The following is a 25226-nucleotide window of genomic DNA, read 5'->3' as shown; positions in this document are numbered from 1 at the left end:
TCCCGTCAGTTCTCGTTGTCGCGGCTCAGCCGGACGTACACGGCGGAGAAGCCTGCGAGCAGGACGAGCAGGCACAGGCCCAGGGCCGCGGCGCCGCCGTACTGGTTGAAACTGAAGGCGTACTGGTAGATGAGGACGACGACGGTGGTGGTCGATCCTTCGGGGCCGGCGCCGCCGGTGAGCATGAACGGTTCGACGAACACCTGCATCGTCGCGATGATCTGCATGAGCAGCATCAGCGAGAGGATGAGCTTGGTCTGCGGGATCGTGACGTGCCAGATCTTGCGCAGCACCCCGGCTCCGTCGAGTTCCGCCGCCTCGTAGAGCTCTCCGGGGATGCCCTGGAGGGCTGCCAGGTAGATCAGGGTCGCGCCGCCCATGTTCATCCACGTGGAAGCGATGACGACGGAGAGCATCGCGGTATCGGTGGATTGCAGCCAGTCTTGCGCCGGCAGGTGCAGGAATTCCAGAATCCTGTTGAAGACCCCGTAACCGGGGTCGTAGAAGTACTTGAAGAGCAGGATCGAGGCGACCGGAGGCAGCATCACCGGGAGGTAGACCAGCAGGCGCAAGTAGCCCTGTGCGTGCCGGAATTCGTTGAGCACGATCGAGACCACGAACGGGACGGCGAAGCCGAGTACCAGCGCAAGCCCGCTGAAGAGCAGGGTGTTGCGCCAGGCCTGCCAGAACGTCGGGTCGTTGAAGACGTAGCGGAAATTGTCCCAGCCGACCCAGTGGACGGCTCCGCCCTCGGTCTTCTGGAAGGCCAGCAGGAACTCCCGGACCATCGGGTACCAGGAGAAGAAGGAGAAGCAGAGGACGGCGCCGATCAGAAAGCCGTGGGCCGAGAGGTTCCGCTTGAACGCCCGGAGGAATTCCTCACGAGAGGTACCGGGCAGGGTGGGAGCCGACATCGCCGCTCGCTCCTTGGTGGGTCGTCGCCATCGATTTGCGGGGTACGGGGCCTGCGGGCGGGTCCGGGCCGGGGAGGCCGCCCGGACCTCCCCCGGCCGGGACCGCTACTGGTTGGCCAGCACCTGGTTGACGGCCTTCTCGGCCTCTGCGAGGAGCTGCGCCGAGTCGGCGTCCTTGTTGGTCAGGACCCCCGACATCACCTTGTCGAGGACCTTGTAGACCTCCTGGGCCTTCGCCGGCTCGCCCTTGCCGGCCACCGGGTTGTCCAGGAAGGTCTTGAAGTTGGCGACCGGCATCGTCGCGCTGGCGGCCTTCAGCTCGTCGTCCTTGGCCTTGCTGGCGCCGGTGAAGAACGCGGGCTGCGGAAGGCCGACCGGCAGGCCGTCGGTCTTGTTGCGGTCGTACTGGAACTGGCCCTTGCCGACGGAGAGGAACTTGAAGTTCAACCAGGCGATACCGGCCTTGATCTTGTCGGGCGAGCTGCCCTTCTTGATGATGTAGCCGTTGCCGCCCGCCAGCGTGGCCGCGCCGCCCGGGATGGGGCCCATGCCGAAGTTCTCGTACTTGGCGCCGAGCTGCTGGACCATGTAGGAGATGTCGTCGGGCGCGGCCAGGAACATGCCGAGCTTGTCCGAGGCCATCTGCTTCTGCAGGTCACCCCACTTGAGCAGCTGGGTCTTGCCCATGCTGTCGTCTTCCCAGCGCATGGCGTGCAGGTTGTCGACGATCGCCTTGCCCGTGGGGTTGTTGAAGGCCGCCTTGCCGTCGGCGCCGACGATGTCGCCGCCCATCCCGTACATGGCCGCCGTGTAGTGCCAGCCACCGGTGTTCTCGACGCTGTACTCGCCGTAGCCGGCGGTGCCGTTGCCGAGGGCCGCGATCTTCTTGGCGGCCGCGCGGACCTCGTCCCAGGTGCGCGGGGGCTGGTCGGGGTTGAGCCCCGCCTGCTGGAAGAGCTTGCGGTTGATCAGCAGGCCCATCGTGTAGTTGCTGGTGGGCAGCCCGTAGACCTTGCCGTCGCGCTTGAGGATGCCCGTGACGTTCTTGTCCATGTCGTCCAGGCTCGGCACCGACTTGGCGGTCGCGTACGCCGAGATGTCCTCGGCACCGTCGTTGTCCAGCACCTGCTGGAGATCGGTGAAGTAGGCGTAGAACACGTCCGGCTGGGACTTGGCCTTGAGCATCGCGGTGAAGCGCGGGGGCTCCAGGCACTGGCCGGGGGTGGAGCGGCCGTCGATCGTGACGTTCGGGTAGAGCTTGTTGAACGCCGCCACGTCCTCCTTCCACTGCTTGAGCTCGGGCGCCTTCGCGGCGGGCGGCATGCAGTCGATGGAGATGGTGACCTTGGTCTTCGGGTCGAGCGGGGCGGAGGCGTCCGTGGAACCGCCGGACGGCTGGTTCTTGGTGTCGTCCCCGCTGCTGCTCGTCCCGCAGGCCGCGAGGACGGTGAGCGCGAGCGCCGAGACGAGGGCGGTCGCGGTGGTGCGGCGGATGTTGGTTCTCATCGGTGGTCCCCTTCGAGCATCGAGCAGGAGGCGTGGGGCGTGTAAGGAGGCGAGCGCGGCACACTCAATCACCACCGACAGATGAACGCAATATCTCGCGCAGATTTCGCAAGAGATTGGCAGCAGAACGCCGGGGAGCTCGGGGGCTGAACGCAAAACAGGGCCCCGAAGCGTCAGCGGGACGCTTCGGGGCCCTGTGGCCGGGGGCGGACTCGGCGGAGCCCGGCGGGGCACTACTCCGAACGGGGGCGCGGAACCTGCGCGGTGGAGCCCCGCACGACGAGCTCGGGCTCGAAGAGCAGCTCTCCGGGCTGCACGGCGGCGCCCTGGATCTGCGCGGTGAGCAGCTCCACGGCCGCCCTGCCCATGGCCTCGATGGGCTGCCGGACGGTGGTCAGCGGGGGTTCGGTGCAGTTCATGAAGGCCGAGTCGTCGTACCCGACGACGGAGACCTGGCCGGGCACGTCCAGCCCGCGCCGGCGGGCCGCCCTGATGGCCCCCAGGGCCAGCGGGTCGCTCGCGCAGATGATGCCGGTCACCCCGCGGTCCAGCAGCCTCGACGTGGCCGCGTGGCCGCCCTCCAGGGAGAACAGCGCCCGCTCCACGTGCACCGCGGGCAGCTCGGCGCCGGCCGCCGCGGCGACCGCCTGGGCGGCCACCAGCTTGCGCAGGGAGGGGATGTGGTCGGGCGGGCCCAGCACCAGCCCGATGCGCTCGTGGCCGAGGGAGGCCAGGTGGCGCCAGGCCTGTTCCACCGCGACGGCGTCGTCGCAGGAGACGCACGGGAAGCCGAGGTCCTCTATCGAGGCGTTGATGAGCACCACCGGGACCTTGCGGTCGTGGAGCAGCCGGTAGTGCTCGTGCGGGGCGTCGGCCTGCGCGAAGAGCCCTCCGGCGAAGACGACGCCGGAGACCTGCTGCTGGAGCAGGAGCTCGACGTAGTCCGCCTCGGAGACCCCGCCGGTGGTCTGCGTGCAGAGCACCGGGGTCAGCCCCTGCTGGGCCAGCGCGCCGCCGATCACCTCGGCGAAGGCCGGGAAGATCGGGTTCTGGAGTTCCGGCAGGACCAGGCCGACCAGCCGGGCACGTTCGCCGCGCAGCTGGGTGGGGCGTTCGTAGCCGAGGACGTCCAGTGCGGTGAGCACGGACTGGCGGGTTGTCTCCGAGACGCCCGGCTTGCCGTTGAGCACCCGGCTGACCGTTGCCTCGCTGACCCCCACCTTCTTCGCCACTTGAGCAAGTCGTCGCGTCATGAACGCAAGAGTAGCGCAAACAATGCAAGTTCCTTGCAGTTCGATTACGGCCAGTTTGGCCCATCGGAAACCGGCGCGGAACCCCCCGCGTCCCACCGGCCCGGCCGACCTCATGCCGGCGAGTGGCGGGGCACCCCGAAGGGATGCCCCGCCACCCTCGTTCCCGGTGCTCGCCGCCCGCTACGGCAGCTGGTTGATCCTGAACGTCGAGGTCGTGTTCCGCACGTCCACGGCGTTGTCGCTCATCCTCAGGTTCTGGATGGTGACCTCACCCACCGCAGGCCCTTGTCCCGCCTCGGGCATCTCGTTCGCCCAGAGACCGAACCCGGACTTGGCGTCGAAGGCGTCCCCGCTCTTCTTCGCCCCCGTGATGGTGATGTCCTTCAGAATGGTGTCCTTGATGGGATTGACCGGCTGGCCGCCGACGTACTGCGTCTGGAACATGATTCCGCTGTAGGTCGGATCGACGATGTCCACGTTGTTGATGCGGATTCCCTGGAACACCTTGGAAGCCGAGAAGATCCAGATTCCGGGGAAGGTCTGCGCCCCCCAGAAATGGCCTCCGGCCCGGACGATCGAGATGTTCTCGAAGAGCGTCGGGTCGGTCCCGAATCCGTTCATCGGATACCCGAAGTCCAGCGAGCTGATGGTGATGCCCGAGTAGACCAGGATGTCGGCGATGTAGATGTTGCGGAAGGTGTTGTTGAAGCCGCCGTAGACGGCGACACCGGCCGCGCGCCAGGTCAGGATGGCGCTCAGGTTCTCGTAGACGTTGTTCTTCATGTCCGCGCCGCCCGCGTCGATGGCGGAGAACAGCGCGAAGCTGTCGTCACCCGTGGAACGCGCCTCGATGTTGGTCACGAGGTTGTCCGTGCTGCCGTTGGTCATGTTGATGCCGTCGGCGAAGGTGTCCCGGATCCGCGAGTTCTTGATCGTGATCCGGTCGGTGTTGGCGCCCCAGTAGAGGCACACCTGGTGTTCGTTCCAGATGTTGTCGATGGTCATGTCGGTCACGTTGGCGAAGTCGAAGACCTTGCCCGGGCCGTCGATGCGCGAGGTGTAGTTGCCGAAGTAGGCGAACCCCGTGAAGGACGAGCCCTTGGCGGTGCCCTCCGCGCGCCATCCGTTGTCGGTGTTGTCCTGCGAGGACGGGGCGAGGAAGCGGGTGAACCACGGCCCGGCGCCGACGACCTGCACGGCCTTTCCGTACACCTGGAACTTGCTCGCCGTGGCGTAGTCGCCCGGTGGCAGGTAGACGCCGACGAGCTTGCCCGTGGTGTCCATGCGGACCTTGTCCAGGGCGTTCTGCACGTCCTGGTGGGTGAAGCCGGCGGGCACCGTGTAGGTGGCCGGGTCGGGGTTGGGGATCACCGTGGCCTGTTCCAGGCTCACGAAGTCGATCGCGTAGGTGGTGGTGTTCGCCGCGTCCTTCTGGAGGCGGATCTTGCTGCCCGCCGGGACGGTCTCGCCGAGGAGGATGTTCGCCTCGTCGTAGATGTGCCGCGGGGCTCCGGCGCTCGGGGAGTTGCCCGGGCCCGCCTCGGCCCCGTAGAGCCAGGCGTACTTCGAGGTCAGCGGCAGGGCCTTCTTGAGGGTGCCGTTGACGTAGACGTTGATGGTGGAGTCGATGCCGCCGCCGCCCGGGGCGTCCGGGATGGAGAAGCGGGTGACCAGGGTGTTGGTGGCGGCCCGGGTGGTGAACTCGACGTACTCGCCGGTCGCGTCCAGGTTCACGGCCTTGCGGCCCGAGGCCTCGCCCGCGATGTCGCCGACGGTCCGGTTGGGGCCGACGACGTTCGCTCCGCCGCCTACGACGCCGTCCTCGGCCTCGTAGGTGTCGTAGGGCATGTTCGCCCCGCGGCCGACGAAGAAGGGCTTGGCGGAGGTGTTGTTGCCGCGCTTGACCGGCAGTTCGTTGGCGTCGTCGGCGATCACCACCTTGACGGTGTACTTGCCGTTCGCCGCGGTCCAGCTGCCGAGCGGGATCGGCGCCGAGGAGGCACCGGCCGCGAGCGCGCCGCTGAAGGAGCCCGTCTGCGTACGGACGGTCGCGCCGCCCGCGTCCAGCAGCGTGAGGGTGACGTTGTGGGTGCCTGCGGCGGCGGCGACGGTGCCCTGGTTCTGGACCGTGACGGAGAAGTTCACGGTCTGCCCGGCGGAGGGTGCGCTCGGCGTCCACCCGACGGACGAGGCCACCAGGTCGGAGCTGTCGACCGGGCGGACCACCAGCGGCGAGCCGGTGAGGCTGTTGTTGGTGTCGTTCTGCTCGACGACCGTGTTCGCCTCGTCGACGATCGCGCTCAGCGGGTAGGTGCCCGCGTCGCGCGGTCCGATGCCGGCGGTGACGGTGGCGGAGGCGCCTGCGGCGAGCGCGGGCACGTTGGCGGAGGCGATCTTCGAGCCGCCGAGCTGGAAGGAGACGGCGGTCGCCGGAGCCGGCGCCGGGCCGCTGTTCTTGACGGTGGCGGACAGGGTGACGGAGTCCGACTCGACCGGGGCGGCCGGGCTGGCGCTCACCGCGGTGACCTGGAGGTCCGGGTTGGGCGCCGCGACGCCGATGACCTGGAACTCGGCGATCTGCCCGTTGGAGGAACCGGTGTTGGAGGTGAAGCGCAGCTGCACGTCCGCGACGCGGGCGTTCAGCGGGATGGTGACGGTGTTGGAGCCGGAGGCCGGGTTGAAGACGTAGTCCTTGGCGGCCACCAGTCCGGTGACCCCCGAGGCGCTCTGTTCGCGGCCGAGGACCTGGATGTTCTGGGTGCGGGTGCCCCAGCTGCTGTCCGGGTTGAGCTTGAGGACCAGGCGGTCGACGTCGGCGTTGGCGCCGAGCTTGACGGTCAGGGTGCTCGGGTAGGCGCCGCCCGCCCCCTCCCAGTAGGTGGAGGTGCTGTTGTCGTTGGCGTTCTCCGCGACGAAGGTGTGGATCACGGAGGAGCCCTCGATGGGCTTGCCGACGGCCAGGTTGGAGCCGCCCGTGCCCCCGCTGCCGTTGCGGGTCACGGAGTTGCTGTCGCCGGAGCGGTTGCCCGCCGCGTCCTTGGCCCGGACGAAGTAGCTCACGGTGGCGGTGGCGGGCTGGGTGTCGGTGTAGCTGGTGGCGCTGCCCGCGACCGTCGTGAGCAGCACGTTGTTGGCGAAGACCTCGTATCCGGTGACGCCGGTGTTGTCGGTGGAGGCCTGCCAGGTCAGCTTGATCTGGCCGGCGGCCGGCTCGGTGAAGGCCAGGGCTCCCGGGATGGTCGGGGCCTGGGTGTCACCGGTGTCTCCGGTGCGGGTGACGCTGTTGCTGTTGGCCGACTGGTTGCCGGCCGCGTCCTTGGCGCGGACGTAGTACGTCACGCTCGCGGAGGCGGGCTGGGTGTCGGTGTAGGTGGTGACGTTGCCCGCGACGCTGGTGCGCAGCTGGTTGTTGGCGTAGACGTCGTAGCCGGTGACGCCGGTGTTGTCGGTGGAGGCGTTCCAGGTCAGCTTGATCTGGCCGGTCGCGGGCTCCGTGTAGGCGAGGGCGGCCGGGGCCGTCGGGGCCTGGGTGTCACCGGTGGTCGGTCCGTAGATCTCCAGCTCGGAGAGCTGCCCGCCGGGCTGTACGGAGTTGGACGCGATCCACACCCGTACGTAGCGGGTGGTGGTGGCGTCGAAGGCGATGCTCACCGTGTTGGAGCCGGCGGCGTTGAACTCGTACCCCTTGGACGCCGTCAGGTCGGTGTAGTCCGTGCCGTTCGCACTGCCCTGGATCTTGAGGGTCTGGGTGCGGGCGCCCCAGTTCTCGGGAAGCTTGAGGACCACGCGGTCCACGCGCACGGAGGAGCCCAGGTCGGCCTGGAGCCACTGGGGCATGGCGTTGTTGACGCTCTCCCAGTAGCTGGCGGTGTTGCCGTCGTTGGCGTTGCCCGGCACGTAGACCTGGGTGTTGCTGCTCGCGGTGAGCGTCTTGCCGAGGGCCAGGTTGGTCCCGGACTCGCCGGGGGCGCGGACCTCCAGCTCGGAGAGCTGGGCGGCCTGCCAGCCGGTGTTGGCGGTGATATCGATGCGGACGTACCGGGCCTGGGTGGCCGGGAAGCCGATGGTGACCACGTTTCCGGCGCCCTGGCCGAAGGTGTAGGTGGCCGAGCTCACCAGGGTGCTGAAGCTGGTGCCGTCGGCGCTGCCCTGGACGGACAGGGTCTGGTTGCGGCTCTCCCAGGAGGCGGGGAGCTTGAGCACCACCTGGTCGACGCGGGTGGTGGCTCCGAGGTCGGTCTGCACCCATTGCGGGAAGGTGCTGCCGGCGCTCTCCCAGTACGAGGACTGGTTGCCGTCGGTGACGTTGCCGGCCGCGTACTGGCCGTTGGTACTGCTCGCGGTGGCGGGCCTGCCCGCCGAGACGCTCGGGCCGCCGGCGGCCACGGCGCTCAGCGCGGGCCAGCCCAGCATCAGCAGGGCCGTGCTGATCAAGGCGGCCAGGGTCCGCCATCTCCAGTTGTGCCTTCTCATATGTCCTCGTCCCTCGACATGAACTTTCTGAACCATGGGAGACAGAAATTTGCGGTGTGCGGTGCGAGAGTTGCAGAGCTTTGGCGAGTCGTCTACATCCCTGACAGCACTTTTATGTCGTCATCACTTGCGCAAGCTGGGCGCAAATCACGCAAGCCACTTGCGTGAGGGGGAGGAATTCCGCTTACACCCGAACCGGCCTACGGTTCGTACTTATGCAGTCCCTGCGGTCCCTCCCCACGCGCGCTCGGCGCCTCGGGCTGCCCAGACGGGCCGCCTCGCAGATCCTGCTGACCCAGCTGGCCATCGCCGCCGGGGTCCTCGCCCTGGCCACCGGCCTCTTCCTGGCCCCGCTGGGCGCGCAGCTCGACGACCAGGCCATGCGGCGAGCCCTGGCCATCGCCCAGAGCGCCGCCGCCGACCCCTCCCTGGCCGCCGGCCTCATCGGCTCGGCTCCCTCGCCGGACAGCCCGGTACAGGTCTCCGCGGAGCGCATCCGCTCGGCCACCGGCGCCGAGTACGTGGTGGTCATGGACCTGGACGGCATCCGCCGCTCGCACCCGAGCCCCGACCGCATCGGGCGGCCCGTCTCCACCGACCCCGGCGACGTCCTGGCCGGCCGCGAGGTCATGGAGATCGACGAGGGCACCTTGGGCCGCTCGGCGCGCGGCAAGGTGCCCCTGCTGGCCGCCGACGGGGAGATCGTCGGTGCCGTCTCGGTCGGCATCTCCTACGACAGCGTCCAGGACCGCCTGCTCGGCGCCATCCCGGGCCTGCTCGCGTACGCCGGCGGCGCCCTCGCGGCGGGCGCCCTCGCCGCCTACCTGCTCTCGCGCCGGATCCACCGGCAGACCCGCGACCTGGCCTTCTCCGATATCGCGGGCCTGCTCGCCGAACGCGAGGCGATGCTGCACTCCATCCGCGAAGGCGTGATCGCCCTCGACCGGACGGGCCGGGTCCGGCTGGTCAACGACGAGGCGGCCCGGCTCCTGGGCCTCGCGCCGGAGGCCGCCGAGGACGCCACGGGCCGCGCCCTGGACGAGGTGCTCGGCGCGGGCCGCACCACCGACGTCCTCACCGGCCGGGTCACCGGCCGCGACCTGGTCACCGTCCAGGGCGCCCGGGTCCTGGTCGCCAACCGGATGCCCACCGAGGACGGCGGGGCCGTGGCCACCCTGCGCGACCGCACCGAGCTGGAACACCTGGGCCGCGAGCTCGACTCCACCAAGGGCCTGATCGACGCCCTGCGCGCCCAGGACCACGAGCACGCCAACCGGCTCCACACCCTCCTAGGTCTGCTGGAACTGGGCCTGTTCGAGGAAGCCGTCGAGTTCGTCACGGAAGTGGTCGGGGTGCACCGCAGCACCGCCGAGCAGGTCACCGAGAAGGTGCACGACCCGCTGCTCGCCGCCCTGCTGATGGGCAAGGCGACGGTCGCGGCGGAGCGCGGGGTCCCCCTGCGGCTGGCCGGCTCCGCACTGCTTCCCGACCGCCTCGTCGACCCGGGAGGCCTGGTCACCATCCTCGGGAACCTGGTCGACAACGCGCTGGACGCCGCGGTCGGCTCGTCCGCACCGCTGGTCGAGGTCGACATCCGGGCCGACGGCCGCACGGCGGTCCTGCGGGTCCGCGACAGCGGCCCCGGCGTCCCGGTGGAGCGCCGCGAGGAGATCTTCACCGAGGGCTGGTCGACCAAGCAGCCCGGGGCCGGCGCCCACCGCGGCCGCGGACTCGGCCTCGCCCTGGTGCGGCGCCTGGCCGAACGGCAGGGCGGCACGGTCCGGGCCGGCGAGGCGGCGGACGGCGGGGCCGAGTTCTCCGTCGTCCTCCCGGAGGCCCTGCGATGAGCACCTTCGACGTCCTGGTCGTCGACGACGACCTGAGAGTCGCCCGGATCAACGCGGCCTACGTGGCCAAGGTCCCCGGCTTCCGCGTGTCGGCCCAGGCCCATTCGGCTGCGGAGGCGCTGGCGCTCCTCGACTCCCGCCCCGTGGACCTGATCCTCCTCGACCACTACCTCCCCGACGAGAACGGCCTCGACCTGGTCCGGCGCCTGCGCGAACGCGGCCACCACACCGACGTGATCATGGTGACGGCCGCCCGCGACCTGGCCACCGTCCAGGCCGCGATGCGCCTCGGGGCCCTCCAGTACCTGGTCAAGCCCTTCACCTTCGCGGGCCTGCGCACCCGCCTGGAGGCCTACGCGGCCCTGCGCCGCACCCTGGACACGGGCGGAGAGGCCGAACAGGCGGAGGTGGACCGGATCTTCGGAGCCCTCGCCGCGGCCGGCGCCGACGCCCCGAGCGACCTCCCCAAGGGCCACTCCCCCACCACCGCCGACCTGGTCCGCGGGATCCTGCGCACGGCCGAGGGCCCGCTCTCCACCCAGCAGATCGCCGACCGCGCGGGCATCAGCCGCCAGACCGCCCAGCGCTACCTCAAGCTCCTGGACCGCGCCGGCCGCGTCGTCCTCGCCCTCCGGTACGGCGAGACGGGCCGCCCGGAACACCGCTACGCCTGGCGTCCGCCCACGACCGGCTGACTCCGGCCCGCGGCCGGTCCCGCTCCCCGCCGTACCGGCCGGCGCTACACCGCTCCGGCGCCCGTCAACGCGCGGACCTCGGTCTCCGCGTGCCGCCGCTCGTCCGGCTCCTCCGCCGAGGTCACGGTGCCCAGCCAGCCCGCCAGGAAGCCCAGCGGGATGGACACGATGCCCGGGTTCTGGAGCGGGAAGAACTGGAAGTCCACGCCCGGGAACAGGGATTCGGGGCTGCCGGAGACCACCGGGGACAGGGCCACCAGCAGCACCGCGGGCAGCAGCCCGCCGTACACCGACCAGACGGCGCCCCGCGTGGTGAACCCGCGCCAGAACAGCGAGTACAGGAGCACCGGCAGGTTCGCCGAGGCGGCCACCGCGAAGGCCAGGCCCACCAGGAAGGCCACGTTCAGGTCCTGGGCGAGCAGACCCAGCGCGATCGCCACCGCACCGATCCCGACCGCCGCCACCCTGGCCACCGCCACCTCGCTGCGCTGCCGGGCGTGGCGGCGCTTGAGCGAGGCGTACAGGTCGTGCGCGACGGAGGCCGACGAGGCGAGGGTGATCCCCGCGACCACCGCGAGGATGGTCGCGAAGGCGATGGCCGCCACGAAGGCGAACAGCACCGCGCCGCCGGTCGTGTCGGCCCCGCCGCCCAGGAAGGCGGCGAGCAGCGGCACCGCGGTGTTCCCCGAGGCGTTGGAGGCCTTGACCTGCTCCGGCCCGAGCAGCGCCGCCGCACCGAAGCCGAGCACGATGGTCATCAGGTAGAAGCCGCCGATCAGCCCGATCGCCCACACCACCGACCGGCGGGCCGCCCGAGCCGTGGGCACGGTGTAGAAGCGGGACAGGATGTGCGGCAGCCCGGCCGTGCCCAGGACCAGGGCGAGCCCGAGGCTCATGAAGTCGAAGCGGGCCGTCCAGTCGCCTCCGTACTTGAGCCCGGGGCCCAGGAACCGGTCGCCGTGGCCACTGCGCTCGGCGGCGCTGCTGAGCAGCTGGTCGAAGTTCCCGTGGAAGCGCAGCAGCACGAGCACCGTCAGGGTGATCGCGCCGCCCATCAGCAGGACGGCCTTGACGATCTGGATCCAGGTGGTGGCCCGCATGCCGCCGAAGGACACGTAGATCACCATGAGCGCACCGACCCCGATGACGGTCAATGTCCGTGCGGTGCGGCCCGAATCGGCGAGCAGCAGGCCCACGAGGCTGCCGGCGCCGACCATCTGCGCGACGAGGTAGAGCACGGAGACGACCACCGACGAGGTTCCGGCGGCGATCCGCACGGGCCGCTCGCTCATCCGCGCGGCGACCACGTCGGCCAGGGTGAACCGGCCGCAGTTGCGGACGAGTTCGGCGACGAGGAACAGGACGACCAGCCAGGCGACGAGGAAGCCCACCGAGTACAGCAGGCCGTCGTAGCCGAAGAGGGCGATGAGGCCGGAGATGCCGAGGAAGGAGGCGGCGGACATGTAGTCGCCGGCGATGGCGAAACCGTTCTCCATCGGGGAGAACAGCCGTCCGCCCGCGTAGAACTCCTCTGCCGAACCGTGCCGGTTGCGGCTCACCCAGGTGGTGATGCCCAGGGTGACGGCGATGAAGACGCTGAACAGGAGCAGCGCCAGGGTCTGGTGTTCGGTGGTCACCGGCCCGCCCCCCGTGCGCGGGTGCGCTTCCCGGCGTCCGCCCGGCGGACCTGCTCCTGCTCGAAGACCGTCCAGCGCAGGTCCAGCGCCGCGCGGTCGCGCCGCAGCCGGGCGTGGCGGGCGTAGGCCCAGGTCAGCAGGAAGGTGCTGAGGAACTGGCCGAGGCCCGCGAGCAGGGCCACGTTGACGGACCCGAACACCGGCCGGGCCATCATGCCGGGCGCCGTGGTCGCGACGACCACGTAGGCCACGTACCAGAGGAAGAAGCCGACGGTGGCGGGGACGACGAACCTCCGGTAGCGGCCGCGCACTTCCTGGAAGGCGGCGCTGCGCTGCACTTCCAGGTAGATGTCGGACGCCGCGCGCGGGGGCGTGCCACCGGGGGAGGAACTCGGCGGTGACGTTTCCGCTCCCCCGCCGGCCGCTCCACCGGGCCCCTCGCCTACGCCGGCACCCTCGCCCTCGCCCCAACCGACGGCCAGCGCGTCGTACCAGGGGTCGTCCAGCCGGATCGTTCCGGCATCACGACCTTCGTGCTTGTCCACCGAACTCTCCTTGTCCGCCGCCGCAGTGGCTGCGTGCCCCCAAGGATGTGCGGGAGGACCGGTTTCCGGACTGGTGTCCCGGTGCTCTTCACTCCATCAGGTGATGGAGTGAAGAGCACCGGTGTGCCAGGGCGGAGGAAGTGCCACCGGAGATCCCCCGGTGGCCCTTCCGTCGTCGGTGCCCGGTCAGGCGTCGATCCGCGACCGGTCCAGAGTGGCGGCGGAGCTGGTGATGAACTCCTTGCGCGGAGCCACCTCGTTGCCCATGAGCAGGTCGAACACCGACTCGGCCGAGTCCAGGTCGCCGATGTTGATCCGCCGCAGGGTGCGGAACCGGGGATCCATCGTGGTCTCCGCCAGCTGGTCGGCATCCATCTCGCCGAGGCCCTTGTAGCGCTGGATCGAGTCCTTGTACCGGATGTTCTTGCGCTGGTACTCCAGCAGGGTCTGGCGCAGCTCGTTGTCCGAGTACGTGTAGACGTACTTGTCCTGGCCCTTCTTCGGCTGGACGAGCTCGATCCGGTGCAGCGGCGGCACCGCGGCGAAGACCCGGCCCGCCTCGACCATGGGACGCATGTAGCGCTGGAAGAGCGTGAGCAGCAGGCAGCGGATGTGCGCGCCGTCCACATCGGCGTCCACGAGCAGGACGATCTTCCCGTACCGGGCGGCGTCGATGTCGAAGGTCCGGCCCGAGCCGGCTCCTATGACCTGGATGATCGCCCCGCACTCGGCGTTCTTGAGCATGTCCGAGACCGAGGACTTCTGGACGTTGAGGATCTTGCCCCGGATGGGCAGCAGGGCCTGGAACTCGGAGTTCCGGGCGAGCTTGGCCGTACCGAGCGCCGAGTCGCCCTCGACGATGAAGAGCTCGCTGCGCTCCACGTCGTCGCTGCGGCAGTCGGCCAGCTTGGCGGGCAGCGAGGAGGACTCCAGCGCGGTCTTCCGGCGCTGCGCCTCCTTGTGCTGGCGGGCCGCGATCCGGGTCCGGGCGGCCGCGACGATCTTCTCCATCACGGAGCGGGCCTGCTGCTTGTCGTCGCGCTTGGTGGAGGTCAGGAAGGCCTTGAGCTCCTTGGCGACGACAGCCGCGACGATCCGGGTGGCCGCCGAGGTGCCGAGCACCTCCTTGGTCTGCCCCTCGAACTGCGGCTCGGCGAGGCGGACGGTGACGACCGCCGTCATGCCCTCCATCGCGTCGTCCTTGACCACGTCGTCCTCGGCGACCCGCAGCAGCTTCGCGGAGCGCAGCACCTCGTTCACGGTCTTGGTGACCGAGCGCTCGAAGCCGGAGACGTGGGTACCGCCCTTGGGGGTGGCGATGATGTTCACGAACGACTTCACGTTCGTCTCGTACCCCGTGCCCCAGCGCAGGGCGATGTCCACGCCGAGCTCGCGGGTGACCTCGGTGGGGGTCATGTGGCCGCGGTCGTCGAGGACCGGGACGGTCTCCTTGAAGGTGCCGGTGCCACTCAGGCGCAGGACGTCGCAGGCCGCCTTGTCCTGGGCGAGGTACTCGCAGAACTCGCTGATGCCCCCGTCGAAGCGGAAGGTCTCCTCGGTCTTGCCCGCGCCGTCCAGGGCCCGCTCGTCGCGGACCACGATGGTCAGGCCGGGCACGAGGAAGGCCGTCTGGCGGGCGCGCTGGTAGAGCGTCTCCAGCGTGAGCTTGGCGTCCTTGAGGAAGATCTGCCGGTCGGCCCAGTAGCGGATCCGGGTGCCCGTCTTGCCCTTGGCGATCCGCTTGCCCTTGCGCAGACCGTTGGCCGGGTCGAAGGGGCTGTCGGGGCCCTGCTCGGTGAACGTGCCGGGGACGCCGCGGCGGAAGCTGATCGCCTGCGTGGTGCTGCCCCGGTCGACCTCCACGTCCAGACGCGCCGAGAGCGCGTTGACCACGGAGGCGCCGACGCCGTGCAGGCCGCCGGAGGCCGCGTACGAGCCGCCGCCGAACTTGCCGCCGGCGTGCAGCTTGGTCATGACGACCTCGACGCCGGAGAGGCCGGTCTTGGGCTCGATGTCGACGGGGATGCCGCGACCGTTGTCGCGGACCTCCACGGAGGAGTCCTCATGGAGGATCACCTCGATGTGGTCGCAGTAGCCGCCCAGGGCCTCATCGACGGAATTGTCGATGATCTCCCAGAGGCAGTGCATGAGGCCCCTGCTGTCGGTGGAGCCGATATACATGCCGGGGCGCTTGCGGACGGCCTCGAGGCCCTCGAGGACGAGCAGGTGCCGCGCGGTGTAGTTGGAGCCGTCCCGGTCTGCTCCGGTCAGCAGTGCGCTGGAAGGCACGGACGTGTCGGCGGTCACGCAGTTCGCTCCTCGCTGAATTCTTTTTCTGGCCCGGTCGGGCGCAGTGGTGGCTCGGTTGCCGCTGGAAGGGTACCGAGGCCTGGTAGAGCCGATGCAACGCCACCCCAGCCCCTTCGTCAGCCTAGTGCAGGTCCGTACGCATGTTCGATCCCCCGTCGGAGTGAAGCAAACATCACGTTCCCTTCCGCGCATGAACCATTTAGTGTTCGGGCACGTCCTCATGAACAACCGGCACTCAGCCGGAGAGGGCAGAACTGCGACAAGCGAACGACCTGACAACGCGAAACCGTAAAGCAACGCAATACGGCTCCTTCGCCGCCAACCGGCAACGGCCGGCCAGCTTCGGAAGGAAGTTTCGAGGAAAAGCCGCGAGCGGGAACGTTTTCGGCCTGGTTGGATGTTGACCCTGGTACGACAGCTCGTCGAGCTAGAGAAGAGGCGACGTGACTACTGTTCTGACACCCGCGACCCCGCTGACGGCCGCTGACCGATGCGACCGTTGTGGCGCCCAGGCATATCTGCGCGTCGTCCTGCTGAGCGGCGGTGAACTGCTCTTCTGCGCCCACCACGGGCGCAAGTTCGAGCCGGAACTCAAGAAGATCGCCGCGGAAATACAGGATGAGACCGAGCGGCTTACGTCCGCTCCGGCGGCCAGTGCCGCCGACCCCGAGGACCGCTGACACAAGGCCTATACCTCGCATCCGACGAGCCAGGACCGGCGAAGCCGGTCGACGGGCGGTACCTCTGCGACCCAGAGGGACCGCCCGTCCTCATGTCCGGACGCGGTTCAGCGCCGCGGCGCGGGCCGGTCCCCCTCTGCGAGGCCCCTCCCGGGCCCCTGAGCGGGGCGTACGTCCATCCCCAGCACTCCGCGGGCACCAGGACGGCCCAGCTTCCCCCGGGCCGTCTCCGGGCCGCTGGCGGAGTCGGCGACGCGGGCCGGGTCGGCGACGAAGCCGATCAGCGGAGCGATCCGCGTGTACACCCCCGGGCTGTCCGCCCGCCCGCAGCCGCGCCCCCAGGACACCAGCCCGATGAGCCGGCCCTGGGCCACCAGGGGACCGCCGCTGTCCCCCTGGCAGGCGTCCTTCCCGCCCTCCCGGTCCCCCGCGCACACCATGGAGTCGGCCCGGTACTGACCGTCGGCGTCTCCCGGGTAGGCCCGCCCGCACACCTCGTCCGCCAGCACCGTCACCCTGGCGGCCCGCAGCGCGTAGGCGTAGTCGCCGAAGCCGCTGGTGTCGCCCCAGCCGTACACGGCCGCCTGGGTGCCGGCGCCGTACGCCGGATGGCCGTGGTCGGCCATCGGCAGCACGTTCTGCGCGGCCACGGCTTCGGCCAGCTCCAGGACCGCCAGGTCGCCGGCGTTGCTGGCCGGGTCGTAGGCCGGGTTCACCCGGGCGGAACGCACCGCGATCTCGCGGCCCTCGCCCGCACGCAGCTCCGCACGCCCGGTGATCACCCGGAAGTCGCGGACGGACTCGACCGGGCCGCCCAGCACCTGGCGCCCCAGGCAGTGCGCCGCGGTCACCACCGTGGTCGGGCCGACGAGGACACCCCCGCAGAACTGCCCGCCGCGCGTACCCCCGAACCGGTCACGGCTCGCGAGGGCCACCACCCAGGGGGCATCGGCCACCTTCACCGGCGTTCCGCCGATCACCACGCTGTCCGCGGCAGCTCGCGGCGCCTGGAAGAGCGGCGCCGCCGCCGCTCCCGCCACCAGGGTCAGCGCTCCCGCCAGGACACGGGCAAAGGGACGACGCATGAGGCCTCCTGACTCCGAGTGTGCATGACTCCACTCAGAGTGGGACGCCCGGTGGCCGTGCGCACCCGCGCGGCCACCGGCGACGACCTGCGGCGAACCCCTCGCCGCACCCCGGTCCGGACCCGGTCCGTGCCAGGCCCGTGATCGTCCGTGCCAGTCCGTGCTAGTCGAGGTAGTCGCGCAGCACCTGCGAGCGCGACGGGTGACGGAGCTTCGACATGGTCTTCGACTCGATCTGGCGGATGCGCTCACGGGTGACCCCGTAGACCTTGCCGATCTCGTCGAGGGTCTTGGGCTGGCCGTCGGTGAGGCCGAAGCGCATCGAGACCACGCCCGCCTCGCGCTCGCTCAGCGTGTCGAGAACCGAGTGCAGCTGCTCCTGCAGGAGCGTGAAGCTCACGGCATCGGCCGGCACGACGGCTTCGGAGTCCTCGATGAGGTCGCCGAACTCGCTGTCGCCGTCCTCGCCGAGCGGGGTGTGCAGGGAGATCGGCTCGCGGCCGTACTTCTGGACCTCGATGACCTTCTCGGGGGTCATGTCGAGTTCCTTCGCCAGCTCCTCCGGGGTGGGCTCGCGGCCCAGGTCCTGGAGCATCTGGCGCTGGACGCGGGCCAGCTTGTTGATGACCTCGACCATGTGCACCGGGATGCGGATGGTGCGGGCCTGGTCGGCCATGGCGCGGGTGATCGCCTGCCGGATCCACCAGGTGGCGTACGTGGAGAACTTGTAGCCCTTGGTGTAGTCGAACTTCTCCACGGCGCGGATCAGACCCAGGTTGCCCTCCTGGATCAGGTCCAGGAAGAGCATGCCGCGGCCGGTGTAGCGCTTGGCGAGGGAGACCACGAGGCGGAGGTTGGCCTCCAGCAGGTGGTTCTTGGCCCGGCGGCCGTCCTCGGCGATGATCTCCAGCTCGCGCTTGAGCTTCGGCGCCAGCTTGTCGGAGTTGGCGAGCTTGTCCTCGCCGAAGAGTCCGGCCTCGATGCGCTTGGCGAGCTCGACCTCCTGCTCGGCGTTGAGGAGGGGAACCTTGCCGATCTGCTTGAGGTAGTCCTTGACGGGGTCGGCGGTGGCGCCGGCCACGGCGACCTGCTGGGCCGGGGCGTCGTCCTCGTCGTCCGAGATGACGAAGCCCTTGCTCTCGGCGCCTTCCTCCTCGTCCTCGGACTCGGCCTTGGCGGCTCCGGGGCTGTCTTCCGCGGAGTCCTCGTCGCCCGCTTCGTCGGCGTCCTTCTTGGCGGTGGTCTTCTTCGCCGCCGTCTTCTTCGCCGCGGTCTTCTTGGCGGGTGCGGCCTTCTTCGCCGCGGCCTTCTTCGCCGCCGTCTTCTTGGCTGCGGGCTCGGTCGCGGTCCCCTCCGCGAGGGCGTCGAAGGCTGCGTCCGTGCCGGTGGCGTCCGGTTCCGCCGCCCCGGCCGCCGCGTCCGGTCCGGCCACGGCGGGCGCGGCCGCCGTCCTGGCCGCCGCCTTCTTGGCCACGGGCTCGGTGGCCGTCCGCTTGACGGGGCTCTTCGCTGCGACGCTCTTGCGGGTGGTGCGCTTGGGCGACTCCGCGGCACTGACCATCAGCGTCACACCCTCTTCCTCGAGGATCTGGTTGAGGCTGCGCAGAACATTCTTCCACTGGGTCGCAGGAATCTGGTCAGCCTCGAAGGCCCGACGCACGTCATCGCCGGCGATCTGCCCCTCGGCCTTGCCCCGCTCGATGAGCGCCATCACAGACTCGGAATCGGCGATCTCCGGCGGGAGCGTACGGGATGTGCTGGCCGACACGAACAACCTCTCGGAACGATGGAAACGGCTTCCGACCCCGGCCTGGTGGTGCTGGACCGGAGCCGACGACCACCGACTGGGGATGGGCCGGGGGCGCGGGCAGGGGCCGGGGAGCTGCACAGCATCCCCAAGGGCTGCTGTCTTCCCTCCGTCGGCCATCACCTCTTAGGTCATCGCGTGACCTCGCGGAGCGTTACGCCCAATCTTCGTGGCCCGAGTCACACCCCGTTTGATGCCATGCCGGTCATACCGGATTTTCTGCACGCCCGGTGTGCCCTAACACGCCCCGTTTCGCGGGCCGGACAGCTCCCCGGAATCGGCCTCCGGGCGGCCGCGGACCGGAGCCGGAACCGGCCGGGGCGCTCAGAACCCCGGCGGGGAGCCGGACTCCGCTGCTGCCGCGCCCTCCCCGGCCCCCTTCCGGGGATGCCGCCCGGGGTGCTCGGCCCATCGACGCGCCCGCGCCCTTGCAGTGCGGCCCGTCAGTGCTCGCGCGGGGCGGGGACCACGCGCTCGACCTCCGGATGCACCGTCAGAAGCTGCCGCATGGCGTTCTCCGCGCCGGTCGCGTCACCGGAGGCGAGGCACTCGACCATGCGCGCGTGGTGCGCGACGCAGGTCTCGCTGGGGCGGTCGCAGGCGGTGACGGGACTGCCGGACACCTGCAGGGCGGAGGAGACGATGCCGGAGAGGTGCTCCAGCATGCGGTTGGCCGCGACCTGGATCAGCAGGGCGTGGAACTCGTTGTCGGCGCGCGCGAAGGTGATCGAATCACCCTGCCCGAGAGCGTGCCCCATGATCTCGACCATGTCGGCGAGGCGCTGCTGGATCTCCGGCCGGCCGTGGCCGGCGGCGAGCCGGGCCGCGAGGGGCTCGATGGTCCAGCGGAGTTCGCCCAGCTCACGGCGCTGGTCCTCGCGCTGCGGACCGAAGGCGCGCCACTCGATGATGTCGGGGTCGAGCAGGTTCCAGTCGGCGACCGGGCGGACCCGGGTGCCGACGTTGGGACGGGCGCTGACGAGGCCCTTGGCCTCGAGGACGCGCAGGGACTCGCGGACGACGGTGCGGGAGACCTCGAAACGCTGTCCGATCTCCTCGGGGACCAGCGGGCGGTCCGCGCCGAGGTCGCCGGAAACGATCATCTGGCCGAGCTGCTGGACGAGTTGGCCGTGCAGGCCGCGGCCGCGGCTGCCTGCGGCGCGGCGGCCGACCCGGCCCAATTCGACGTCGGATCCGTCCCAGTGGGGCACGCCCACCCGGTCGGCCCCCGAGGCCTCCGGGTAGGGGTAGCGGTCGAGTTCGCCCGCGCCGGCGAGGCCGGAATCGGCATGGCGGGCGGCGGTCATCATGGTGTGCGCAAGGGTACTCACGAATCCTTTGTCGGCCGCGCCTCCACGACCCTTGAGGTCTTTGGTGAAAAGCACACGAAAGGGTGATCGGTGCCACCTACGCAATTGACGACTTATCGTAAGGAACCGGGCTATTCGTGGGGAGTTGCGGTCCGCGGGGCCTGATGTGGACCACAACGGTCCCTTTGGGTCCGGACCGACACCGGAACGATCACCATCGATCCCTCACAAACGGACGCGGCCGCGCAGTCCTGTGAACCCATAGGCGCACAACAGGACCATCAGCGACAACACCAGTGCCGTGCCGACGGGTTGGGCCATCACCCGGATCGCACCGAGGACCAGCCGGTCCGCCTCCGGCGGCCACTGCGCCCAGGCCAGGCCGCGCAGCCGCTCCGCGAGTCCGGTGACCGGGTACGCGGACGGGCCGTCCAGGGCCTTGCGCACCAGCGGTACGACCATGACCGGTACGGCGAGCACCGCGGCCAGACCTGCGGAGGCGGACCGGAAGACCCCTGAGGCCAGGACTCCGGACCAGGCGCAGCCGATGAGCAGCCCCGCCCAACTCGCGGCCGGGGAGACCCACTCCGCGGGCGTACGGAGCGGCCCGCCGCCGAACACCAGCGTGAGGGCGGCGGCGTCCGCGGTCACGGCGAGGGCGCCGAGCAGCAGCGCCAGGGCGGCGCTGACTCCGAGTTTCGCCGTGAGCAGCCCGAGTCGGCGCGGAACGGTGCCGCGGTCGGCGGCGAGCGCGGGGTAGCGGTACTCCTCGCCGAAGGCCAGGGCGCCGAGCAGTCCGGCCCCGAGCGCCGCGGGCGGCAGCGGCAGCAACTCCGGCCAGGCGGCGAGCAACCGGTTCTGCGGAGTCTGGCCGGCCCGGGCCAGCACCAGCGCGGTGACGACCGAGACGGCGACGACGAAGGCGGCGGTGAGCACGGGGGTGACGGTGCCGAAGGTCCGGTGCAGCTCGTAGCGCAGGGGCCGCAGCGGGCCGCCGAGCCGGCGCACGGCCGAGGCGGGCCGGTTCGGCCGGGACGGCCGGGTGGTTCGGGCGGCGTCGCCCGCTCCGGACACGGCCGGGGCCCCGGATCCGGCGCGGTCCCGGGCGCGCGGCAGCGACGGCTGCGCTCCCGCATCGCCGGTCTCGTCGGCGAGTTGGTGGACGAGCACGCCGTTGCGGAAGGCGGCCTCGCCGATCTCGGCGCAGTTGCTGCCGTAGACGGACAGCCGGCTGCCGCTCTCCTCCACGATCTCGACCGTGCGCCGGGCGGCCCGCGCCTCCCGGCCCAGTACGTCGGCCAGCCGGGCGGCGTGCGGGGTGCGGACGGCGACCCGCGGCCGGAGCCGGGTCCGGGCGAACTCGTGGGCGTCCTGGTCGGCGACGAGCCGGCCCGCCTCGATGCTCACCACCCGGTCCGCGCTGCGGGCGGCCTCCTTCGCATCGTCGGTGGTGAAGAGCACCGCGCCGCCGAGGGAGGCGTGGCCGCGCAGCAGCCCGTGCAGCCAGCTCCGTTCACGGGGCGAGAGCCCGGCGGCGGGCTCGTCGAGGAGGAGCGTGCAGGGGTCGGCGAGCAGGGCGGCAGCCAGCGCGACCCTGCGCTCCATGCCGAGCGAGAGCGAGCCGAGCCGCTGGTCGCGCAGCCCCGCGACACCGACGACCTCCAGCATGGCGTCGGCCCGTGCGGCCGGCACGCCGGCGGCGGCACAGAGCATCCGCAGCTGGCCGCGCACGGTGCGCGAGGGGGTGCCGGGGAGATCGCCGAGCAGCACGCCGACCTCGCGGCCCGGATGCGGGATCCGGTGCAGGGGGCGCCCGCGGAAGTAGGTGACTCCGCGGCCCGGTTCGAGTTCGAGCATGAGCCGCAGCGCGGTCGTCTTGCCCGAGCCGGGCTCGCCGAGCAGTGCGGTCACGCTCCCGGGGCGGGCCTCGAAGGTGAGGTCGTCCACGAGGGGCGGGTGGTTGCGGCGGGGGGTGCTGGTGAGTCCGATGGCCTGGAGCATCGCTTCTCTCGCGGGGTGTGAGACCGCTCTGCGGCAGGGTGAGTACCGCTAACAAGATAACGCGATATGTCCGATTTAAGGCGTAGGTGGTCGCGCCTCTCGTCCGTGTCGGCAGCGAAGCCGTCGCCCCCGGCCGTGCGAGCCCCGGTACCGGCCGGGCCGCCGGCCCTCGTGGCGCCCCGGCGGCGGGGCGGGGCGCCCGTGCGTCAGACCTCGGGGCGCAGCATCGGCGGGTTGAGCAGGGTCGCCCCGCCGGCCCGGAACAGCTGGGCGGGACGGCCGCCCTGACGCGTCGTCGTGCCCCCGGCCGGGACCAGGAACCCGGGGGTGCCGGTGACCTTGCGGTGGAAGTTGCGGGGGTCGAGGGCGACGCCCCAGACCGCCTCGTAGACCCGGCGCAGCTCGCCGACGGTGAACTCGGGCGGACAGAAGGCGGTGGCCAGCGAGGAGTACTCGATCTTCGAGCGGGCCCGCTCGACCCCGTCGGCGAGGATCTGCTCGTGGTCGAAGGCGAGTCCGGCACCGGTCTGGCCGTCCGTGGACAGGAGCTCGTCGACGGGCGCCCAGCGCGCACTGTTGGCATCGCCGCCGGCCCGCGGGGCGGGCAGATCCGGAGCCAGCACCAGATGCGCGACGCTGACCACGCGCATGCGCGGATCCCGCTTCGGATCGCCGTAGGTCGCCAGCTGTTCGAGGTGCGCCCCGTTGCCCACGTCCGGAGCGGCCGGGTCGTGGGCGCAGAGGCCGGTCTCCTCGGACAGTTCTCGGGCCGCGGCCGCCGACAGGTCCTCGTCCCCGCGGACGAAGCCGCCGGGCAGCGCCCAGCGTCCCTGGAAGGGCTGCTCACCCCGTCGGATGGCCAATGCGCAGAGCGCATGGCGCCGCACGGTGAGCACGACCAGGTCGACGGTGACGGCGAAGGGCGGAAAGGCCGACGGGTCGTAGGGCGACATGACGCGATCATAGTCGTCTGCCTGACGATAAACAGAGCTTTGGGGATCTTCGGCCCCGGGAACCGGAAGCCCCGGCCCGCTGCGGCCCGATCGCCAGGGCCCCTCCTACCCGCCCAGTTGCAGCGCATCGGCGGCCTCCTCCACCATGCCCAGGCCCATCCGGCTGATCCGGACGGCGAAGGGCTCCCCCGAAACCCGCAGCCCGGAGAGGCGGAGCCCGCCGAGCGGAGCACCGGGGAGCGGGGCGAGGGCGACCGTGCCGGCGGGGGCGTCCGGACGGATACCGGCCAGCGCGGTCAGTACGTGGATCCCCGCGGCCGCCGCGACCGCCGCCGGTCGGCAGGCCGCCGGGTGCGGAAGCGGAGCACTGCCCTCGGTGCGCTGCTCGGCCGCGTACATCTCCGGGAGGCGGTACCCGAAGCTCTCCGCCGCGTCCAGCAGGCCCCTGAGCAGCCCCGTGGCCTCCTTCTCGAAGCCTGCCTGGGCCAGGCCGGCCACGGCGACCGCGCTCTCGTACGGTCGCACCGCGCCCGAGCGGTACCCGAACGGGTTGTGCCCCGGCTCGCGGACCGCCATGCTGCGCAGCCCCCAGCCGCAGTCCATGGCGGGGGCTCCCAGCAGCCGTGCCAGCTGCTCGGTGCGGACCCGGTCGAGCAGCCCGCGCGCGAGCCGTCCGCCGCCGAGCAGCCCGGTGTCGAGCAGGTGGGCGGCGGCCCCCGTCAGCCGGGGCAGGGGCCGCCCGTCGGGGTGTAAGGCCGCCGCGGGCCGGCCACCGTCCGGGCCGTCGACCCAGAAGCGGGCTGCGAACCGCTCCCGCAGCGCGGCCGCCCGGTCCCGCCACTCCTCGGCTCCGGAACGCCCGCACCCGGCGAGCAGGTCGGCCCCGAGGAGCAGGGCCCGATGGGCGTGGGCCTGGGTTTCACAGCGCCGCGGTCCCGGATCGGGATCGGCCAGGAAGCCGTCCTCCCCGAAGGCGCCCCGGAGCCAGTCCAGGCACCGCTCTGCGGCGGGGAGCAGCTGGGCCACCTCCGCCTCGGGCATCCCCCAGAGCCGGGCTTCGGCGAGCACCGCGGCGAAGGCGAGCGTCGCCTCGGTCCCGGTGCACCCGGGGGGCAGCTGCGGCCCCGCCCCCCGGAGCGGCCCCGGGATCTTCCCCGCGTCGGCGCCACGCCCCGCGGTCTGGGTCCGGGCCAGGATCCGCAGGGTCGCGGAGGCCAGTCCGGTGCCGAGCGGGAGCGCCATGCGGGCGGCCCACAGGGACTCCGCCGGGGCCAGACCGAGCCTCCACGGCACTCCGGCCGCCGCGTAGCTGTCGGCCGGCTGCTTCGGGTCCCTGAGCAGCAGGGCGCCCAGGTCCTGCACGCTCGTGCGCAGCCATGCCTCGGCCCGCGGGTCGTCGCCCTCCGCGCGGGCGTCGTCGGACAGCGGGTTGGCCACCTGTCCGGCGGGGGCCCGGGCTCCTCGGTCCCGGGTGGTCCGCAGTTCGATGGTGCGGGACTCCCCGGGGCGCAGTTCGAGCTGCCAGCGCAGCAGCCCGGCCGAGGCCAGGGCGTCGTCCGGAGGCGGGTCGGCCGCGGTGACGGCCTGGGCCTCGCCGCTGGTCCAGCGCAGCCCGGCGGCGTGCACCCCCGCCGGCAGCTCCGGCCCGGCCCGGCCGCCGGCCACGTCGGCCAGCTCCGCCAGGTCGGTGCCGAGCGAGATCTCCACCGGGATCCGCAGGGGCCGGCCGGAGAAGCTGCGCAGGGTGATCCGTTCGGTGCCGTCGGCGTGCCGGATCCGCTCGACCCCGACGTCGGGGTCGGGACCGGGCTCCGCTCCGGTGCGGACGGTCGCGGTGAAGGAGGCCCGGTCGGCGCCGAGTCTGCGGCCCTGGACCGCTACGGGGTCCCGGCCGGCGACGCGCAGCACGCAGCGGGACAGCAGCCGGAGCCCGGCGCGGTAGATCCCGTCGACGCCGCGCCCGGTGAGCTGGCCGTGCTCGGGCGAGATGACCAGGCACGGCGCGGAGACGCAGATGACGGCGCCGTGCACGGGCGGCAGGTCGGGCCTGCGGGTGGGGGCTACGCGGGCGGGGGGTACGGGGTGAGACATGGGTCGCCTTGTCTGCGCTCCGGGTGGATCGGCTGGGCGGCGGCGCGGCCGGATCCCCACCACCCCCCAGCGCAACGCCCCCGCACCCGCCCGGGTCACGGGCCCCGGAGGGGGCTGCG

Annotated in this window: 16 protein-coding genes; 3 read left to right on the top strand and 13 right to left on the bottom strand. The window is 71.3% G+C overall.

The genetic code is table 11. From position 1 onward, the window contains the following. Positions 1 to 5 precede the first annotated feature (5 nt). The 4 genes from ACZ60J_RS27165 to ACZ60J_RS27150 all read right to left on the bottom strand — a co-directional run bounded on the left by ACZ60J_RS27165 (position 6) and on the right by ACZ60J_RS27150 (position 8146). The gene (locus tag ACZ60J_RS27165; RefSeq protein ID WP_469685760.1) at positions 6 to 914 is read right to left on the bottom strand and encodes a carbohydrate ABC transporter permease; all 909 of its coding nucleotides are present in this window, start codon (positions 912 to 914) and stop codon (positions 6 to 8) included. Positions 915 to 1019: 105 nt separating this feature from the next. Then, positions 1020 to 2420, bottom strand: a complete 1401-nt coding sequence (locus tag ACZ60J_RS27160; RefSeq protein ID WP_469685759.1) for an ABC transporter substrate-binding protein — start codon at positions 2418 to 2420, stop codon at positions 1020 to 1022. 233 nt (positions 2421 to 2653) lie between these two features. After that, positions 2654 to 3673: a LacI family DNA-binding transcriptional regulator gene (locus ACZ60J_RS27155; protein WP_469685758.1), complete on the bottom strand. Its 1020-nt coding sequence runs from the start codon at positions 3671 to 3673 to the stop codon at positions 2654 to 2656. Positions 3674 to 3853: 180 nt separating this feature from the next. Beyond that, the gene (locus tag ACZ60J_RS27150) at positions 3854 to 8146 is read right to left on the bottom strand and encodes a galactose-binding domain-containing protein (RefSeq protein ID WP_469685757.1); all 4293 of its coding nucleotides are present in this window, start codon (positions 8144 to 8146) and stop codon (positions 3854 to 3856) included. Positions 8147 to 8361: 215 nt separating this feature from the next. On the opposite strand from ACZ60J_RS27150, the gene ACZ60J_RS27145 reads away from it, so the two are divergent. Both ACZ60J_RS27145 and ACZ60J_RS27140 read left to right on the top strand, forming a co-directional pair. Beyond that, positions 8362 to 9993: a sensor histidine kinase gene (locus ACZ60J_RS27145; RefSeq protein WP_469685755.1), complete on the top strand. Its 1632-nt coding sequence runs from the start codon at positions 8362 to 8364 to the stop codon at positions 9991 to 9993. Next, positions 9990 to 10688: a response regulator gene (locus ACZ60J_RS27140; protein ID WP_469685753.1), complete on the top strand. Its 699-nt coding sequence runs from the start codon at positions 9990 to 9992 to the stop codon at positions 10686 to 10688. Before ACZ60J_RS27145 ends, ACZ60J_RS27140 begins: the two co-directional genes overlap by 4 nt. Positions 10689 to 10732: 44 nt before the next feature. Here ACZ60J_RS27140 and ACZ60J_RS27135 read toward each other — a convergent pair whose 3' ends face one another. The 3 genes from ACZ60J_RS27135 to ACZ60J_RS27125 all read right to left on the bottom strand — a co-directional run bounded on the left by ACZ60J_RS27135 (position 10733) and on the right by ACZ60J_RS27125 (position 15177). Continuing rightward, complete coding sequence (locus tag ACZ60J_RS27135) at positions 10733 to 12325, bottom strand: solute symporter family protein (protein ID WP_469685752.1); 1593 nt, start codon at positions 12323 to 12325, stop codon at positions 10733 to 10735. Then, positions 12322 to 12870: a DUF485 domain-containing protein gene (locus tag ACZ60J_RS27130; protein WP_469685750.1), complete on the bottom strand. Its 549-nt coding sequence runs from the start codon at positions 12868 to 12870 to the stop codon at positions 12322 to 12324. The genes ACZ60J_RS27135 and ACZ60J_RS27130 overlap by 4 nt, the downstream gene beginning before the upstream one ends. A 186-nt stretch (positions 12871 to 13056) precedes the next feature. Next, entirely contained in the window at positions 13057 to 15177 is a 2121-nt protein-coding gene (locus ACZ60J_RS27125) for a DNA gyrase/topoisomerase IV subunit B (RefSeq protein WP_469685748.1), read from the bottom strand. A 446-nt stretch (positions 15178 to 15623) separates the two neighbouring features. Here ACZ60J_RS27125 and ACZ60J_RS27120 point away from each other — a divergent pair, with 446 nt between their 5' ends. Further along, a complete protein-coding gene (locus ACZ60J_RS27120; protein WP_327255290.1) occupies positions 15624 to 15860 on the top strand; it encodes a DUF7455 domain-containing protein in 237 nt (78 codons plus the stop codon). A 107-nt stretch (positions 15861 to 15967) separates the two neighbouring features. Here ACZ60J_RS27120 and ACZ60J_RS27115 read toward each other — a convergent pair whose 3' ends face one another. The 6 genes from ACZ60J_RS27115 to ACZ60J_RS27090 form a co-directional block, all read right to left on the bottom strand. After that, positions 15968 to 16945 (bottom strand): S1 family peptidase, encoded by a 978-nt coding sequence (locus ACZ60J_RS27115; RefSeq protein WP_469685746.1) that lies wholly within the window; start codon positions 16943 to 16945, stop codon positions 15968 to 15970. A 163-nt stretch (positions 16946 to 17108) separates the two neighbouring features. Next, positions 17109 to 18719, bottom strand: coding sequence for an RNA polymerase sigma factor (locus tag ACZ60J_RS27110; protein WP_469685744.1), 1611 nt, complete (start codon positions 18717 to 18719; stop codon positions 17109 to 17111). A 476-nt stretch (positions 18720 to 19195) separates the two neighbouring features. Continuing rightward, entirely contained in the window at positions 19196 to 20137 is a 942-nt protein-coding gene (locus tag ACZ60J_RS27105; RefSeq protein ID WP_469685742.1) for a FadR/GntR family transcriptional regulator, read from the bottom strand. Positions 20138 to 20287: 150 nt separating this feature from the next. Continuing rightward, on the bottom strand, positions 20288 to 22063 hold the full coding sequence (locus ACZ60J_RS27100; RefSeq protein WP_469685740.1) for an ATP-binding cassette domain-containing protein: 1776 nt from the start codon (positions 22061 to 22063) through the stop codon (positions 20288 to 20290). Between the two features lie 206 nt (positions 22064 to 22269). Continuing rightward, a complete protein-coding gene (locus ACZ60J_RS27095; protein ID WP_407836905.1) occupies positions 22270 to 23016 on the bottom strand; it encodes an NUDIX hydrolase in 747 nt (248 codons plus the stop codon). A 105-nt stretch (positions 23017 to 23121) separates the two neighbouring features. Beyond that, positions 23122 to 25107: a glycogen debranching N-terminal domain-containing protein gene (locus ACZ60J_RS27090; RefSeq protein WP_469685738.1), complete on the bottom strand. Its 1986-nt coding sequence runs from the start codon at positions 25105 to 25107 to the stop codon at positions 23122 to 23124. Positions 25108 to 25226 lie beyond the last annotated feature (119 nt).

It is taken from the genome of Streptomyces sp. NPDC104226 (genome assembly GCF_055584085.1).
The sequence above is the reverse complement of the archived record's forward strand: the minus strand, read 5'-3'. Positions and strand labels throughout refer to the sequence as shown.

What these genes read in the sequence shown, in the direction of transcription:
- ACZ60J_RS27165 (WP_469685760.1), bottom strand. Translation starts at nt 914, where the DNA reads ATGTCGGCTCCCACCCTGCCCGGTACCTCTCGTGAGGAATTCCTCCGG.
- ACZ60J_RS27160 (WP_469685759.1), bottom strand. Translation starts at nt 2,420, where the DNA reads ATGAGAACCAACATCCGCCGCACCACCGCGACCGCCCTCGTCTCGGCG.
- ACZ60J_RS27155 (WP_469685758.1), bottom strand. Translation starts at nt 3,673, where the DNA reads ATGACGCGACGACTTGCTCAAGTGGCGAAGAAGGTGGGGGTCAGCGAG.
- ACZ60J_RS27150 (WP_469685757.1), bottom strand. Translation starts at nt 8,146, where the DNA reads ATGAGAAGGCACAACTGGAGATGGCGGACCCTGGCCGCCTTGATCAGC.
- ACZ60J_RS27145 (WP_469685755.1), top strand. Translation starts at nt 8,362, where the DNA reads ATGCAGTCCCTGCGGTCCCTCCCCACGCGCGCTCGGCGCCTCGGGCTG.
- ACZ60J_RS27140 (WP_469685753.1), top strand. Translation starts at nt 9,990, where the DNA reads ATGAGCACCTTCGACGTCCTGGTCGTCGACGACGACCTGAGAGTCGCC.
- ACZ60J_RS27115 (WP_469685746.1), bottom strand. Translation starts at nt 16,945, where the DNA reads ATGCGTCGTCCCTTTGCCCGTGTCCTGGCGGGAGCGCTGACCCTGGTG.
- ACZ60J_RS27100 (WP_469685740.1), bottom strand. Translation starts at nt 22,063, where the DNA reads ATGCTCCAGGCCATCGGACTCACCAGCACCCCCCGCCGCAACCACCCG.
- ACZ60J_RS27095 (WP_407836905.1), bottom strand. Translation starts at nt 23,016, where the DNA reads ATGTCGCCCTACGACCCGTCGGCCTTTCCGCCCTTCGCCGTCACCGTC.
- ACZ60J_RS27090 (WP_469685738.1), bottom strand. Translation starts at nt 25,107, where the DNA reads ATGTCTCACCCCGTACCCCCCGCCCGCGTAGCCCCCACCCGCAGGCCC.